This window comes from Halosaccharopolyspora lacisalsi (assembly GCF_014137975.1).
Lineage (GTDB): Bacteria > Actinomycetota > Actinomycetes > Mycobacteriales > Pseudonocardiaceae > Halosaccharopolyspora > Halosaccharopolyspora lacisalsi.
The window spans coordinates 1,221,664-1,235,937 of the sequence record NZ_JACGWZ010000001.1 but is presented as its reverse complement, the minus strand read 5'-3'; the positions used below and the strand labels follow the sequence as shown (position 1 = coordinate 1,235,937).

The window sequence follows — 14,274 nt, the reverse complement described above, 5'->3', positions numbered from 1 at the left end:
GGCAGGCCGACACGGCGTGCTTATCTGCGACAGGAACGATCGCATCCGATGCAGGAATCACGCATCAGGCTCGACGACACCGACTCGCGGTGCTACCAGACCAGCACGGTGACCAGCATCGACAGCCTTAGCGCTGTCTGTCGTGCCGATGTTCCTCACGGCCCGTGGAAGCTCCGTACTGGGCGCATGTCTGCCGATCCCGCCGAGCACGACAACCAGGGCGCCGAGATCGTGCCGTTCGCTCCCCCGCCAGGTCGTGGTGGGTGACGGCGGCGTGATCCGGCGCGGTTCGCCGCCGCCCAGCAGCGGGCGTTCGCCGACAGGAACCTGCACGTCGGCCAATCACAAGTTGTGCACGCGACGACGTGGCTGGACTGGATCAACAACCTGATGCTGCCGGCCCCGGCGCCAGGGCTTCGCCGGACACGGCACCCACAGCGAACTGTCGGCGACCCGCAGACCGGTGACCTGCCGGAGGTGCCGCCGCCTGCGCGGCGAAGACGACACCGCGGACACCGGAAGCACCGCGGTGCAGACCACGCTGTTCTAGCAGCTGCTACTGCTCGCCCGCCTCACCGTCGAGCTCGCCCTCCGCCTCGTCTCGGTCGTCGTCGACGTCCGGCTCGGTGTCCGCGGGCGGGGTGGTGTTGGTCAGATGCGCGATGGCGCGGCGCACCGCCGGGCGCTGCTCAGCGGCCAGGCGCGTGTAGTAGGCGTGCGCCTCGGCCATGTCCTGGGCAGTGACGCGCTTCGCGTCGTCGGTGGTGTAGGACGCCAATGTCGTGCCTCCCGCTCTGCGGTGCGAGCTGGGGGTGGTTGTGCTGGTGACGATAGTCCGTGGTCGGTTCGTCGGCACAGGATGCGGAGGCAGGTGGTGACGACGGTCTCGCCTGAGCACCCAGCGCAGCATTTCGTGCCGCCTGATGGTTGGCACGGAATGCTGCGCCCAGTCGGCGAGGACGGCCAGGGCGGTGTTGACCGCGGCACGGTCGAAGGCCTCGGCGCCGAAACGGCTCCCGCATAGTTCGCGAGCAACCGCCGGTGCACCCCTTTCCGGAGACCAAGGGCTGATCAGGTGCTGGGCATCCCCGTGGCGAACAGGGCGACCCAGCCGAGGCAGATCAACAGGGCGATGTCGCACAGGATCACTCCTGCCCTGGCGGACGTGCCGTTGGTAGCGGTGCCGCTGGTGGCTTTCTGCCGGCCGAGACGACCGAGGCTGCGGCCGATGATCAGTAGGGGCCAGGCGATGAGGCCGATCAGGGGATAAAGGCAAACACCACGGCGCAGATCCCCAAAACGAGCGCGGCGGTACCCATCGCGTTGTCCGCGCGGGGCGGTTGCGGCGCGCGGTAATGATAGTGGTGCTGTCCGTGTGGTGGGGACACTGATTCCATGCGGGACAGGATGCACCACGCGCGGTGACGGGCGTTCTGGTCGTACCGATCGGACTCACTCCTGCTGCGTATGCGGCAGCTCGACGGTGATGTAGGCGCGCTGCCCGATGCCGACACGATCGCACCAGCGCGTGCAGTGCAGTATTTCGTGCCGCCCGGTGGGTGGCACGAAATCGCTCAGGTGAGGATGGCCAGGGAGGTAGGCAGCCGGGTTGTCTCCTGATCGGGCACAAGTTCCTCGACGTCGATCATCGGACACGATCGTCAGTGCGACTGAACCACGGTGATCACTGGTACTGAAAGGGGGATCGTCGCTCGCCATTGGGTCAAGATCGAAATGTGCGTTGGGGGTTCGGCTTGTGGGACGCGCGCAAAGAAGTTCTCTTCCCATTAGTCAGCGGGTGGGTTCGTACTTGCTTGTTTCGTGCTCGGGTGCCTCATCGAGGGATCTTGGGTGGGGTTGGCGGGAGGCTCTCCTGAGAGGAGGTACAGCGGGGCGGCCGTGGTTAGGAGGAGACCGGCGGTCACGAGGGCGACTGATGGTCCTGAGTGGTCGGCGAGGACTCCGAACAGGATTCCGGCGGGAAGTGAGCTTGCGCGCATGACCAGCGAGTTCAGTGAGAGGACGGTGCTGCGGTGGCCGGTTGTCACGCGCCGGTGCAGTAGGGCCTCGTGGGCGGGGTTGGCTGCCCCGTGCACGGTGTAGAACGCCACGTAGCCGACGATGACACCGGCCAGGCCCCAGGCCAACCCCAGGGTGACCAGTGTTGCTCCTTGGACGATGCGCAGCAGTGCAGCAGTCCAGGTCACTCGCCGGTTGAGGATGCGGATCAGCAGGGGCAGCAGCGCGGCGCCGGCGGCCCCGGTGATCCAGGCGGCCGCGCTCATGGTGCCGAACACCCACGCCTGTTGTGGACCGGCGAGTTCGCTCTGGGTGCGGGGTTGCCACAGCAGTTCCAGGGCGCACAGCCCCGCGCCCCAGGATAGTTCCACGGCCAGCAGCAGGCGCAGCGACCGGCGGCTCCATCCGAGCCGCACCGAGGCGGCAATCACACGGGGGGCTTGCACGATCGCGGTATGAGCGGCCGCGAATCCCCGGTGTGGCCGGACTTCGCGCAGCAACACCAACACCGCCGCCAAGTGCAGGACTTCGCAGACCAACGCGGCGACCAGAGCCGCGGCGAGCGGGTCGATTGGCAGCATGTCGAGCACAGTCAGTCCGCTGGCCAGCAGAGAGCCGGTGGCGACCGCGGCGTAGAGCACGCTGCCGGCCTGGGCGAGATCACGTTCCAGATTCCTTGCGGGATCGACGGCCAGCGCGGCATCGACGTACCAGGAATTGAGCGGGCCGGAGTCCAGCGCGCGATAAACCCCCTGCAGCGCAAACGCTAGTCCGAACAGCGCGATCGTGTCGGCGGCCAGCAACGTGGCGATACTGGCTATGGAGGCCACGGCGGCTCCGGCCAGCACGGGGCAGCGGCCCCACGCATCAGCCAGTCCGCCAGTGGGGAGTTCCAGCAGCAGGATCATCCCGCCCTGCAGCGCCGTGACGAACCCGACCTCGGCCAGGTTCAGCCCCGCCGAGGTCAGATACAGCACGAGCGTCGGCATGAGCAGCCCGGTCGGCAGCCACCGCAGTGCGGTCAACACCAAAAAGGCACGGCGCGTCGCGGCCACGCTCGCATAGCCGCCGCTCCGGTGCCGCGCGATCACAGCTGGTCACCAGTATCGGGATGCTCTCGCACCGGAAATGCGTGCCAGTGCGTGAACACCTCGACGTCCTCGGCCTGTGGTGCACGGCGGAACTCCTCGACCACTGACTGGATGCGCCGGTTGAGTTCCGAAGCCTCCTGCGCAGTCAGAGGCAAGCGATCGTCCGTGAGCTCTGCGGCGCTGCGCCACTCCCGCGACCAGTCCTGCATGGTGGCGAGGTATGTACTGGATTGCTCGTGGTGCACACCATTGACCACGCTCAAGTAGGTCACCAGGGAGTCCGACGCGTCCGGGTCCTCGGACAGGTCCCCGGGGTCAAACTCCGTGCGGTCCTGTGCGGCGATCCACCACCGTTCCCGCCGATTGCCCCGGCGACGATCCTCGGCGACCAGCCCGACCTCGGCCAGCTGACGCAGGTGCCAACTGGCGTTCGCCGAGTTCTGCCCGAAACGTCGCCCCAGCCCGGTGGCCGTCGCCGGCCCATCCAGGCGCAAAGCACTGAGCAACCGCACCCGCAGCGGGTGCGCGAGCGCACGTAACCGCTTCGCGTCGAGGGTGACCCTGCGCAGATCTTCTCCGTCCGACATGGCACCAAGCTATGACCGCAAAGAAGTATTTGCAACTAGTTGTTTGCGGAAAGTCTTGAGGAGTCTGGCTGCAGTTGACATGTCAGGGGTTGAGCACTACTCAAGCCAGATCATCTGAAGATGCCCGAGCAGGACGCCAACGCCGAGAGCATTCAGCAACTCAGGCTTGGGCAGCGCCTCAACCCCGGCGATTTCTGCCCCGAAACCGGCCGGACCCGGCTGGGCTACGATCGCGCCCGCATCCTGTTGGCCCACTATGGCGACGGACTGCACCTACACCAGCTCCGCCACTCCGCGGCCGCCCACCTCGGCGACGCCAACGTGATCATGGCCAAGACCGGACACAAGAGCCTGCGCTCGGTGTAGCGCTATGTCCGCCCGGACTCGCCGCCGCAGCTGAACCCGACCTACCCCCTTCCAGTCGCTGACCAGCGATTATCAGCCACCACGGCAGGTTTCTGGCGTATTCCGGTCTCACCCCATGTACGCGGGATCGTTCCAGGAGCCCGCCGCGGTAACAGGACGCGGATGCCCTACTCGTCCGCCTCGCCCGCCTCGCCCGGGGACGACGCCGGGACAACCGCTGGCTCCACCTCGTCGCGCATGAACTCACCCCACCCCCAAGCCTGCCCATCATCGGGATCGGCCGGACGCGGCATCCACCCAACAGGTCAGCGCCGTCCACACCTACCCGGTCCGCGAGGTATACACCGTCATCTCCGCGGGACGACCGACCGAGGTCGGCCTGCGCGGCTATCCAGCAGTACAAACGATCACCGCCGCAGGCGCGGACGACCAGCGCAGCGAGCACGTCCTGAACCTCCTGTTCGGTGATGCCGTGCATGGACTGGATCAGCTCAGGCGGCGAACCTAACTGGGGTGCCAGTAAGGAAGAGCAAGCTGCACTGGAAGCAGCCAGAACTCCCGCCGAAGCAGCAGGCTGAACTGCCACGGATGCACGCCGCCGACGACTGCAGCATCACCGACCTCACCGAGCTGTCCTCCGCCTCGAGACCGACCGTCCACCGCACCCTCCAGCGCGTCCCGTTGAGCACCCGACCCTTCCGGAACGTACCCCCACGGACTCGTCAGGTTGCTCCGCGACACCGGAGCCGAGGACTCGCTGACGATTCCGCAGTGGGCTGCCGCTGGTGGTAAGGCGGGCACTCTGAATCAGCGCCGGGTCGCGTCCAGCCGCAGCCGGACGACTTTTCTCCAACCCACGACGGCGCCAACCGCCCTGGGCGGTGCCACGCGTTCCGGGAAAACTCGTCCGGCTGTACGCGCGGCTGGACACTCCCGCTCGGCGCCGATTCCGGGTCGAGTGCGCCCCACCACAGGGGCAGCACACGATTTCGAGAATCGAGGAGTTCTCTCATGGCTCACCACATCGAACGGTTCACCGACGGCAGCGCGGCCTTCGCCAGCGCCCGGCTGGACGCCTGGCACCGGCTGGGCACCGTCACCCGCGCGTGCATGACCGGCGCCGAGGTCATGAGCGCCGCACGGCTCGGCGGGTGGAACGTGCGCAAGCTGGCCCAGTCCGGCACCGAGCTCACTCCCGACGGTGTGAGCACGGTGGACAATCCCGAGAAGTTCATGACCGTGCGCACCCACCCGGTGACCGGCCAGCCGGACTACCTCGGCACCGTCGGTACCGAGTACGTCGTCCGCCAGAACGAGGAACAGGTCGAGCTGCTGGATGCGCTGGTCGACGAGTCCGAAGCCCACTTCGAAACCGCTGGGTCCCTGCGTGGTGGGCGCGAGACCTTCGTGACGATGAAGCTGCCGCAGACGATGCGTCTGGCCGGCACCGACAGCGTGGACTTCTACATCGTGGCGCTCAACAGCCACGACGGCAGCAGCGCGTTCCGCGTGCTGGTCAGCCCCGTGCGGGTGGTCTGCGCCAACACCCAGCACATGGCCCTGCGCCACGCCCAGGCCTCGTACTCGATCCGGCACACCAAGAACAGTCGGTTCCGCATCGCCGAAGTTCGGTCCAAGCTCGGGCTGATGTGGCAGTACTGCGAGGCCTTCGAGGTCGAGGCCGAACGCATGATCCAGGCCGAGCTGTCCACCGCGCAGTTCCGGGACACGATCGACCGGCTGTGGCCGTTCGACGGGAACACCGCTTCCCCACGCACTCGCAGCAACCACGAGCGCCGCACCGGTGAGCTGATGCGGCTGTGGACCAACGCCGAGACTCAGGCGTCCATCCGCGGCACCCGCTGGGCCGGCCTGCAGGCCGTCACCGAGTACCTCGACCACCACAGCCCCGCCAAGGACGCCGACGTCCGCGCCAACCGGGTGCTGACCAGCACCACCCTGGCCGGCAAGAAGCAGCACGCCCACCAGCTGCTGTCGGTGTGATCCGGGCCCGGCCCCGCACCGGAACGCTGCTCCGGTGCGGGGCCGGGCCTCCCGTTTTCAAGAACTTTGCCGGGGTCGGAGACCTCGATGCCTGACATCGGAGTCTCCGACCGCCGCCCGCATCCTCCTCGAAGTCGGTGACGCCTCGGCCTGCGCCACCCCAGGACATCTGGCCGCCTCCGCCGCCCTGGCCGACACCACCTCACGGGCCCACTACGACCGCAAACGCGCCGAAGACAAACGCCACAACGCCCCCATCTGCCTCGCTCGCCGCCGCTGCAACGTCCTGTTCGCCACGTTCAGAGACAAAACTCCCTACCAGCCACCCACACCCCGCTTGACCCACCAGATAGGGATCCCCGAGAGCGCTCCCCTTCCTGCACCCTGGCCCCACGCCGGCCCGGCAGGATCACAAGGCGGCCGGCGCGTTAACATCCGCGCGGTACCCCCACAGCAACCGCCACGCACCCACCACCAGCGCGAGCAGCCACAGCAACTGCAACACCGCAGGACCGTCGGCCAACGGTACCCCCGTGGTGATGACCAGCAGCAGCACAGGCTCAAGCTCCAACTCGGTCAATGACTCCATGCCCACCGGATGCCCGTCGCCGGCGGGGGGCACACCCCCGGTGTGGGTGGAACCGAGCAGTCCCGGCACCGGACCCGCACGATCACACCTCTGCCCCTCGGCGAGGACAATGACCTCGCGCAGCAGGACGCCTTGAGCGCAGGTGCTGGATGCCACCAGCCGCCGCTGAGGCACCGCCTCCCGCTCGTGCACGGCTCATCCCGAGTCGCTCGGTGTGCCCGCCTACGGGGTCTCGGGTGGGCGCGGTCGGAGATGTTTGTCGGTGCGATGTCCGTCTTCGGAGCCCGGCTCGGGGGTTTGGTCGGTCTCGTCCGGAGGGGCGCGCCGGGTGCGGATCAGCACGGCACGGCGCCAACAAGACGCACACGTCGGCACCGGGGCCGGCAGAGCCTCAGGGCCGGTGGGCGGCTGGTCGGCGTGGACAGTGACCGCACACAGCGCGGTCATGGTGGCGGGGCGGGCCAACGGGTGGCCCACATACGCGTGCCGCGAGCCCTGCCCGACCATCCAACCCAGCTCGGTCTCGGGACCATAGCGCTGCAACAGCCCGTGCTCAAACGGGGTCAGCCCCATCGCGCACACTCCTTTCCGCGCAGCGACCCCGCCGGGGCAGTTGTGGGCCCGCACCCACCGGCTCGGGGGCGGATCAGCCGGCGGGACGGGACGCGTGAGGCCCACCCTGACTCGGGTGGAGATGATCAGGCTACGAAACCGCCGTGGCCCCTGTCGAGGAGGCGGAACGGAGTTCGGCCGAAACGGGCCGCGGCACTCCTCTTCTCCAAAGCTCTTCCTCGGTGCGCGAGCTCGGGACGTGCCGGTTCAGCGCCGGAAGCATGACCGCCTCAGGTGGGCAGGACGTCGGTTCCGCACCGGTCGCACTGGGTGGGCGGGTCCTGTTCCGCGAACCGCCCGCATTCCGGGCAGACGTGCGTGAGCCAGCACGCGGAGTCGCCACCGGTGTTGTCGTCTTTCGGGAGGTCCGCTCCCTCGCGTGCTCGCGCTCGTTGTTCCTCTGGCATACGTCGAGTATCGGTTACTCCCCTACTCGAGAACAGCGCGGTCTGTCCGCAGTGTCCCGATGTCCTCGCCCTCACCGCGGAGACGCCGGCACCGGCAGCACGTCACCGTCCAACGCATGGCTGGCAACCTCGATGCGTGAGCGCCCGGTCTGGGAAGCCGAGATCCCCACGGCCGCGCTGCGAACCGCCAGCTGCCCCAGACCGGTCCTCTCCGGAATCTGGCAGGACGCACCCGAACTGCATCGGAAATATGCCGGAGAAGCGCTGATGTCCTGCGCCGATGGATTGGCACACGCGATCGGCGCCGAACAGCCCCACGTTCCCGGCTATTATCCCCACATCCAACACCCCGACCGTGTCAACAGCACTCTGGCGGAACTCTGGACCACCACGTCACCCCCCGCACACAAGGGAACGCCTTTCGCTGAGGGGTCTCCTTACGTCGTGTTCTCGCCGAGCACGTGGCCGGCTTTCGTGCTGGACAACGGCCGGTGTGCTCATAGGCTGCGGGTGTAGTGCTGTAGGAGGGTTTGCTCGCCTGAAGGCGCGATTCTCATTTCCACGTTCCCGTGAGGAACGAAGCCTGCACTGGTCAGCGTGCGCACAGAGGCCGTCGTTGTCGTTGACGCTCCGGGCGCACAGCTCGCGAAGCCCCATGCGGGTGCCGAGTTCGACCGCACACTCCACAGCCCGGTGCGCAGCTCCACGGCCACGTGCCGCTGCGACGAGCCAGAACCCGATTTCGCGCGGTCGTTGGCGACGTCGAAGAGCACGACGCTGCCGAGGAATTCGTCCGAAGTGCTGTCGGCGATCGCCAGTACAGCTGGCCTGCCCGTGAGCCGAGCTGTTCTCCGTGGGACTGGCCACAGTCTATCGCCCCCTGCAACGAGGCTCGACCTCGATCACAGGGCGGTGACCAGTCGATCCCCGGCTGCTTTGTGGTTCAGGACGGCTTCGAGAGCACGAGGCCGACTCGGTACGAGGCTGCAGCGCGGTCAGGTCTGCAGCTGGGCGGCCACGGTGGTCAACGCGGTCACGTGCCCGTCGCCGGGACGCCTCGCTCGGTGTGAGGGGTGTGCACTCTGACCGGCAGGGGTGGCTGCGGGCGATCCCCGCTGCTGTTCACGCCGAGACGGGTGAGACGCGGCCCTGTCGGGTCGCCTGGCGGCGATCTCACACCGCTCGGGTGAACGCGGCGCCCCGCCCGGCCCACCCGCACGCCGGTCCTCAGCGAGTGCACCCCACACCGGGGGCGCCCCGATCGGGGCTCGTCGAAGACCGCGTGAAAGGACCACTCGTCATGCCCAGCCACGTTTCCAGCCCCGGCCAGCTGCTGGCCTGCGCCCCGGCCCTGTTGGGCTTCACCCCGCACGAGTCGCTGCTGGTCGTCGGTATCCGCGAGGCCCGGGTGCGCTATGCCTGCCGCGCCGACCTGCCGACCGGACACCCCGCCGTGCTCGAGGAGTTCGCCCAGTCGATGCGGGCCCAGCTGGGCCACGTCACCGTCGACCACCAGGTGCTGGCCGTGGTCGGCAGCGGCACCGACCCCACCGACCTGCCGTACCGCTCCCTGCTCGACATCGTCGGCACCCGGCTGGACCCGGCCGGAACCACCATCGTGGGGCGCTACTGGCTGCCGGCGGTGACCGCCGGCGTCCGCTGGCGCGACTACGACGACCCGCACCACACCGACCTGTTGCCCGACCCGCGCAGCACCGTGGCCGCCGCCGAACAGGCGGCTTGCGGCCAGGTCACCTTCTCCGGCCGCGAGGAGATCGCCGCACTCCTCGCCCCAGCCCCCGCGGAGGACCTCGCTCGACGCACCAAGCTGCTGATCCAGCACACCGATGAGCCCTCCTCCCGCCGAGCGCGGCTGGCGCTGCTGCGCCACGCCGCCGGCAATGCCGCGCTCGCCAACCTGCCCGACAGCGATGCCGACATCGTCGCGCTGTTGCAAGCATTGTCCGATCCGGACGTTCGGGACCACTGCCTGTCCTGGAACGGCGCAGCCGAACAACTCTGGGCCCACCTCACACGGCAGGCTCCCCGTCCGTGGCGGGCCGAGCCCGCCGTGCTGCTGGCCGTGTCCGCCTACCGGCGCGGTCACGGGGCACTGGCCAACATCGCCTGCCAGCACGCCCAGCGAGCATCGCCGGGCCACGCCCTGGCCGCCCTGCTCGCCGAGAGCCTGAGCTGCGGAATCAGCCCCGAACAGCTCGAAGAGCTCATCACCAGTGCCGCCGACGACATCCAAGGCCGACTCGACTAGGGACACCCAGGCCGGGGCGCGCCACCCGCGCCCCGGCCGGTCCTGTGCTCGAAAGGGATCCGATGCGGCCACCGAGTTCGGTCAGGCACCGGAGCCCAGCGATGAGACCTCGATCCTCGATGGAGCGACGGCGTGGCACACCAGGACGCTAAGCATGTCCTGCAATGTCACGCTGAGCCCGCCCGTGAGAATGTCACCGCCCTAGGTTACTGAGACATCCCTGGTCAGCAGCGTTCCCGCTCACGTGCTTGCGCCGCGTCGATACCGGCCAGGTAGTGCTGTCTCAGTGGGGGTCGTTTGCGGACGGACTCATGGACTGGACCTCGATCGCGATTGAGGTCCTAGGGTGTGGATCATGCCAACTGTTGAGACGGGAACGCGTTTGTCCATGAGCCGGGATGCTTTCAATCGCCAGGGGTTCGGCTCGATGAGGTTGCGCGAGGGAACTGCCGACGAGACCGACCGCGCCCCGGTGGCCGTGGTCCACGCCGCCCTTGATGGGGGCATCACGATGGTGGACACCGCGGATGCCTACGAGAATGAAGAACTGGTTGGGCGAGCAATTCGAGGACGCCGTGATGAGATGCTACTGGCCAGCAAGTTCGGGTTGGTATGGCGAGATGAAGTGGCTGGCGGCTTCGACGTACGAGCCGACCCGTCGTACGTGTAGCAGGCCAGCGAGGCGAGCCTGCAACGGCTCGGGATCGACGTGATCGACCTCTACTACTTGCACCATCGCCGTGAGACGGTCCCGATCGAGGAAACCGTCGGGGCCATGGCCGAACTGGTCAGTCAAGGGAAGGTGCGTGCTCTCGGTCCGTCCAACGTGACAGCGGACGACCTACGCCGCGCACACGCCGTGCATTCGATCGCGGCGCTACAGGAGCAATGGTCCCTGGCGCAGCGCGACATCGAGCAGCAGCTGCTGCCTACCGTGGCCGACCTCGGGGTGGCCGTCGTGGCCCACTCCCCGAACGATCACGGATTCCTCCACCAGCTTCCGAGTACAGCCGACGAGCAGGGAGCGAGTGGCCTCGGAGGCACCCTGGACGAGATCGCCAGTACGCACAACACCACGAGCGGACAGATCGCGTTGGCCTGGGTGCACTACCGACAGCAGGCACACGACGTGCCAGTCATCCCGATCCCCGGAACCACCAGCGTCCGCCACCTCCGCTCCAACGTCGCCGCGGCCGACCTCAGCCTGTCCGACGACGAGCTGCGCCAGCTCGATACCTGCCAACCCGCAACGTGACCCGCGTACCCTGTATCGCAAGCGGATCCCTTCCGTACGTACGACAGGGGTTCCCGCTGTGCGATACCGCGAAAACCCCCACCGGAGTACGGCTACAAGTACGGCCGTGTGATCATTTCGAGGCCGCAGCCTGCGGGGGCCATGAAGTACACGCCGCGCCCACCGTGCTCGGTGTTGGTCTCACCTGGGCGTTTCCACTGATGGTCCGCAGCGTGGTCGATCCCGCGGTCCTGGATACGGGCATACGCCCGGTCGAACAGATCGTCGTCGACCAGGAAGGCGTAGTGCTGCATCTGGATCTCGTCCACCGGTGGCTCGGCGAACTGCAGCAGCACGCCCTCGTCGAGCTGGACGTTGGTGAATACGCCCCACGATGGCGCTTCGGCTGCCTCGAATATGTCGCGGAAGAAGCACGCCGACTCCTCGCGGTCTTTGGCGGCGATGATGGTGTGGTTGAAGGTGACGGTCACACGGAGATCTCCTGGTCGCTCGCCGCGTGATGGGTGGACTGCGATAGCCCACTGCGGCGGTCCACGCGTCGAACGCTGTGAGCGCCACATCGACTGGCCGGTCGCTGAATCCGGCGCCGCGTGGTCCCGAGGTGGTCACTGGTTCCGAGTGGCGATCACCTCGCGCATGGGGGCGATGCGTACGGAGTGCTGCTGGAACCGCGCTCGGATCGCCCTGGCGATGTCGGGGGCGTTCGGGCGGTCGCCGTGCAGGCAGACGGTGTCGGCGTCCACGTCGAGTGCCTTGCCGTTGACCGAGGTCACGCCGCCGTTGAGCACGTCGACGGCTTGTTGGGCGCACTGCTCGGGATCCTTGACCTCCGGGTTGGGTTCGATGATGATGTGCCCGTTGTCGTCGTAGTCGAGGTCGGCGAAGGCCTCGCGCGCCACGCGGAATCCGTCGGCGAGCACGCGCTCGGCGGTAGGCCCGGCCAGCAGCACCAGCATGAGATCTGGATCGACCGCGGTCACGGACTCCGCGATCGCTATGGCGACCTCCGGATCGCGCAGCGTCAGCCCGTAGAACGCGCCGTGCGGCTTGACGTGCGCGAGGTCAGCACTGGCTGCCTCGACGAAGCCGCGCAGTGCGCCGTACTGGTACAGGCAGGCGTCGGCGGCCTCGACGGGCGTCAGCGCCATGGAGCGGCGGCCGAACCCGGTGAGGTCCGGCAACCCGGGGTGCGCGCCGAGGGAGACGCCGTTCGACGTGGCCAGCTCCACGGAGCGGCGCATGGTCGCCGGATCCCCCGCGTGCCAGCCACAGGCGACGTTGACGGAGCTGACCTGGGGGAGCAACGCGGCGTCGTCGCCGAGTTTCCAGCGGCCGAAGCTCTCACCGGCGTCGGCGTTGAGATCGATGAGCGTCTTCAAGACCTGCTCCCTTCGTGGGTCGAGAACGCGATGGGCGAGACAGTGGGGCGCCGGACCGGTGCGCGAAATGGACGTTGTGGCCAATCGGACGGGGTGGCTCCTCGACAGTGCGTCGTGTCCACCGGGTCGACGGTGCTACACGCTCAGCCGCAGCGCCAGCCAGAGCTCGCTGCGAACGTCGGGCGAGTCCAGGTCACAGCCGGTCAGCTCGGCTACCCTGCCCATACGGTGGCGCAGCGTGTGCCGGTGGATGCCGAGCTCGGTGGCGGCGGGATCCCAGTGCCCGTGGTGGGACAGCCACGTGCGCAGGGAGCCGCACCAGGTCGCCGCGCCGCTCGGTGTCGTGTCGACGCAGGGGGTGCAGCATCGCTTCGGCGCGCTGGAGAACCTCGTTGGTGTCGAGGTGGTGCAGCAGTCCGATGCCCAGCTCGTCGAACCGGGACACCGCGGCGCCGTGGCGGGTGGCCTCGTGCAGCGCGATGCGCGCCTGTTGTCGGGCAGTGTCGAGACCGCCCCAGCCGGTCGGTGCGGACACGCCCAGGTGGCGTGCCGCGGGCAGCCGTTGCGAGGAGGGGGCTATGACAATCAGCTCGCCGTCGATCTCACCGGCGAGCAGCCCCGAGGCCGCGCAGTCGTCGACGAGCGAGGGGGAGTGGCCGGAGGCGGCCACCACCACGACGGGCTCGTCGGGTGGGGTGACACCGAGGGGGTCGGCAAGGTCGGCGAAGGCGGCGTGGTGCCCGTCGAGCAGCAGCTTCAGTGCCGTGGCCCGAAGCCGCACGGCGGCTACAGGTTTCGCCTGGGTCAGGGCGATCGTCAGCAGTGAGCCCGCGATGTGCGTGATGTGGTGGTCGGTGGTGGTGAAGGTGCGCGCACGGCCGACGACGAGGAACCCCGTCAGCTTGGTCGCTCCGCCGAGCGAGTGCACGGCGATGGCCTGGCCGTCGGCAGAGCAACCGGCGCTGGACGGTGGTCGGGTGGCGCGGAGCCGGTCGAGGTCGTCGGCGACGGCGGGGCCGTGGCGCGACGCCGAGGCGGGTTCGGCGTGGGTGAGGCGTCCCCGCGGGTCCAGCAGCAGCGCCCAGCAGGAGAGCTCGGCCGTGAGCCAGGTTACCAGCCCGCCGAGGTCGTCGGCGTGCATTGCTGCCGTGGTCAGCGCGTTGCAGGCGGACTCGATCCGGCGGGCCTCGGCACTGTTGCGGTCGGCCAGCACATGCGACACGGTCTTGCTGATCTCGATGAACGGCGTGCGGTGCGGCTCTTCGAGGACGGGCAGTCCCGCCTCGTCGGCGGCCACCAGCAGCGGGGACGGGATCTCGTCGTGGCCGAGCTCGATGCCGAATCCCAGGCCAGCCAGGCCCGCGTCGGCAAGCTTGCGGACGTAGGCCGCCTGGCCGGCGGCGCTGGAAGGCAGCGCGAGACCGGTGGTGAGCAGCAGTTCGCTGCCGGACAGGAACTGCGCCGGGTTGGTGAGCTCGCTGGAGTGCACCCAGGAGATCAGCCGGTCGGCGCCCGCGCTGCCCGCGCGGAGCACAAGCCCGAGCCGCGTGATGTCCGCGAGCTCGCTCACGGTCGGCATGCTTGCCGAATCTAGCAGTGTGTCCAACGCGGCGATACCGGTGTTGTACGGAGTGTCGCTGGCGGGCGGGTGGCACAGCGGGCACAGTGATGTGATCGCTGACACGCTGGAGTCGTG

General features: G+C 68.3%; 12 protein-coding genes and 3 pseudogenes. 6 read left to right on the top strand and 9 right to left on the bottom strand.

The window, feature by feature from the left end; all coding sequences use genetic code 11:
• The first annotated feature begins 48 nt into the window (after nt 1–48).
• A complete protein-coding gene (locus FHX42_RS06040) occupies nt 49–267 on the top strand; it encodes a hypothetical protein (protein ID WP_182543111.1) in 219 nt (72 codons plus the stop codon).
• Between the two features lie 289 nt (nt 268–556).
• On the opposite strand, the gene FHX42_RS06035 is transcribed toward FHX42_RS06040, so the two are convergent.
• From FHX42_RS06035 to FHX42_RS06020, 4 genes are all read right to left on the bottom strand, one after another.
• Nucleotides 557–778, bottom strand: coding sequence for a hypothetical protein (locus FHX42_RS06035; RefSeq protein WP_182543110.1), 222 nt, complete (start codon nt 776–778; stop codon nt 557–559).
• A gap of 293 nt (nt 779–1,071) precedes the next feature.
• Nucleotides 1,072–1,416: a hypothetical protein gene (locus tag FHX42_RS06030; RefSeq protein ID WP_182543109.1), complete on the bottom strand. Its 345-nt coding sequence runs from the start codon at nt 1,414–1,416 to the stop codon at nt 1,072–1,074.
• A gap of 371 nt (nt 1,417–1,787) precedes the next feature.
• Nucleotides 1,788–3,044 carry an MFS transporter gene (locus FHX42_RS06025; protein ID WP_220479541.1) on the bottom strand — a complete coding sequence of 419 codons (1,257 nt, stop codon included), beginning with the start codon at nt 3,042–3,044 and terminating at the stop codon, nt 1,788–1,790.
• Between the two features lie 62 nt (nt 3,045–3,106).
• Nucleotides 3,107–3,697, bottom strand: coding sequence for a winged helix-turn-helix domain-containing protein (locus tag FHX42_RS06020; RefSeq protein ID WP_182543107.1), 591 nt, complete (start codon nt 3,695–3,697; stop codon nt 3,107–3,109).
• A gap of 120 nt (nt 3,698–3,817) precedes the next feature.
• Here FHX42_RS06020 and FHX42_RS06015 point away from each other — a divergent pair, with 120 nt between their 5' ends.
• From FHX42_RS06015 to FHX42_RS06005, 3 genes and pseudogenes are all read left to right on the top strand, one after another.
• Nucleotides 3,818–4,063, top strand: a complete 246-nt coding sequence (locus FHX42_RS06015) for a site-specific integrase (protein ID WP_220479539.1) — start codon at nt 3,818–3,820, stop codon at nt 4,061–4,063.
• A gap of 1,011 nt (nt 4,064–5,074) precedes the next feature.
• A complete protein-coding gene (locus FHX42_RS06010) occupies nt 5,075–6,067 on the top strand; it encodes a DUF932 domain-containing protein (protein ID WP_182543106.1) in 993 nt (330 codons plus the stop codon).
• A gap of 51 nt (nt 6,068–6,118) precedes the next feature.
• Nucleotides 6,119–6,401: pseudogene (locus tag FHX42_RS06005) on the top strand (IS110 family transposase); the annotation flags it as partial.
• A 75-nt stretch (nt 6,402–6,476) separates the two neighbouring features.
• Here FHX42_RS06005 and FHX42_RS06000 read toward each other — a convergent pair.
• Nucleotides 6,477–6,848 carry a hypothetical protein gene (locus FHX42_RS06000; RefSeq protein ID WP_182543586.1) on the bottom strand — a complete coding sequence of 124 codons (372 nt, stop codon included), beginning with the start codon at nt 6,846–6,848 and terminating at the stop codon, nt 6,477–6,479.
• Between the two features lie 2,127 nt (nt 6,849–8,975).
• Between FHX42_RS06000 and FHX42_RS05995 the strand changes: the two genes are divergently transcribed.
• Together FHX42_RS05995 and FHX42_RS05990 are read left to right on the top strand one after the other, a co-directional pair.
• Nucleotides 8,976–9,944 carry a DUF4192 domain-containing protein gene (locus tag FHX42_RS05995; protein WP_182543105.1) on the top strand — a complete coding sequence of 323 codons (969 nt, stop codon included), beginning with the start codon at nt 8,976–8,978 and terminating at the stop codon, nt 9,942–9,944.
• A gap of 355 nt (nt 9,945–10,299) precedes the next feature.
• Nucleotides 10,300–11,199: pseudogene (locus FHX42_RS05990) on the top strand (aldo/keto reductase).
• A 92-nt stretch (nt 11,200–11,291) separates the two neighbouring features.
• Here the strand turns inward: FHX42_RS05990 and FHX42_RS05985 are convergent.
• The 4 genes and pseudogenes from FHX42_RS05985 to FHX42_RS27645 form a co-directional block, all read right to left on the bottom strand.
• Complete coding sequence (locus FHX42_RS05985; RefSeq protein WP_182543104.1) at nt 11,292–11,669, bottom strand: VOC family protein; 378 nt, start codon at nt 11,667–11,669, stop codon at nt 11,292–11,294.
• Nucleotides 11,670–11,804: 135 nt separating this feature from the next.
• Nucleotides 11,805–12,578, bottom strand: coding sequence for a LamB/YcsF family protein (locus FHX42_RS05980; protein ID WP_182543103.1), 774 nt, complete (start codon nt 12,576–12,578; stop codon nt 11,805–11,807).
• A gap of 135 nt (nt 12,579–12,713) precedes the next feature.
• On the bottom strand, nt 12,714–12,830 hold the full coding sequence (locus tag FHX42_RS27650) for a helix-turn-helix domain-containing protein (protein ID WP_407926207.1): 117 nt from the start codon (nt 12,828–12,830) through the stop codon (nt 12,714–12,716).
• A gap of 973 nt (nt 12,831–13,803) precedes the next feature.
• Nucleotides 13,804–14,157 (bottom strand): annotated as a pseudogene (locus tag FHX42_RS27645) (PucR family transcriptional regulator ligand-binding domain-containing protein); the annotation flags it as partial.
• Between the last annotated feature and the right edge of the window lie 117 nt (nt 14,158–14,274).

What these genes read in the sequence shown, in the direction of transcription:
- FHX42_RS06020 (WP_182543107.1), bottom strand. Translation starts at nt 3,697, where the DNA reads ATGTCGGACGGAGAAGATCTGCGCAGGGTCACCCTCGACGCGAAGCGG.
- FHX42_RS06010 (WP_182543106.1), top strand. Translation starts at nt 5,075, where the DNA reads ATGGCTCACCACATCGAACGGTTCACCGACGGCAGCGCGGCCTTCGCC.
- FHX42_RS05995 (WP_182543105.1), top strand. Translation starts at nt 8,976, where the DNA reads ATGCCCAGCCACGTTTCCAGCCCCGGCCAGCTGCTGGCCTGCGCCCCG.
- FHX42_RS06040 (WP_182543111.1), top strand. Translation starts at nt 49, where the DNA reads ATGCAGGAATCACGCATCAGGCTCGACGACACCGACTCGCGGTGCTAC.
- FHX42_RS06015 (WP_220479539.1), top strand. Translation starts at nt 3,818, where the DNA reads ATGCCCGAGCAGGACGCCAACGCCGAGAGCATTCAGCAACTCAGGCTT.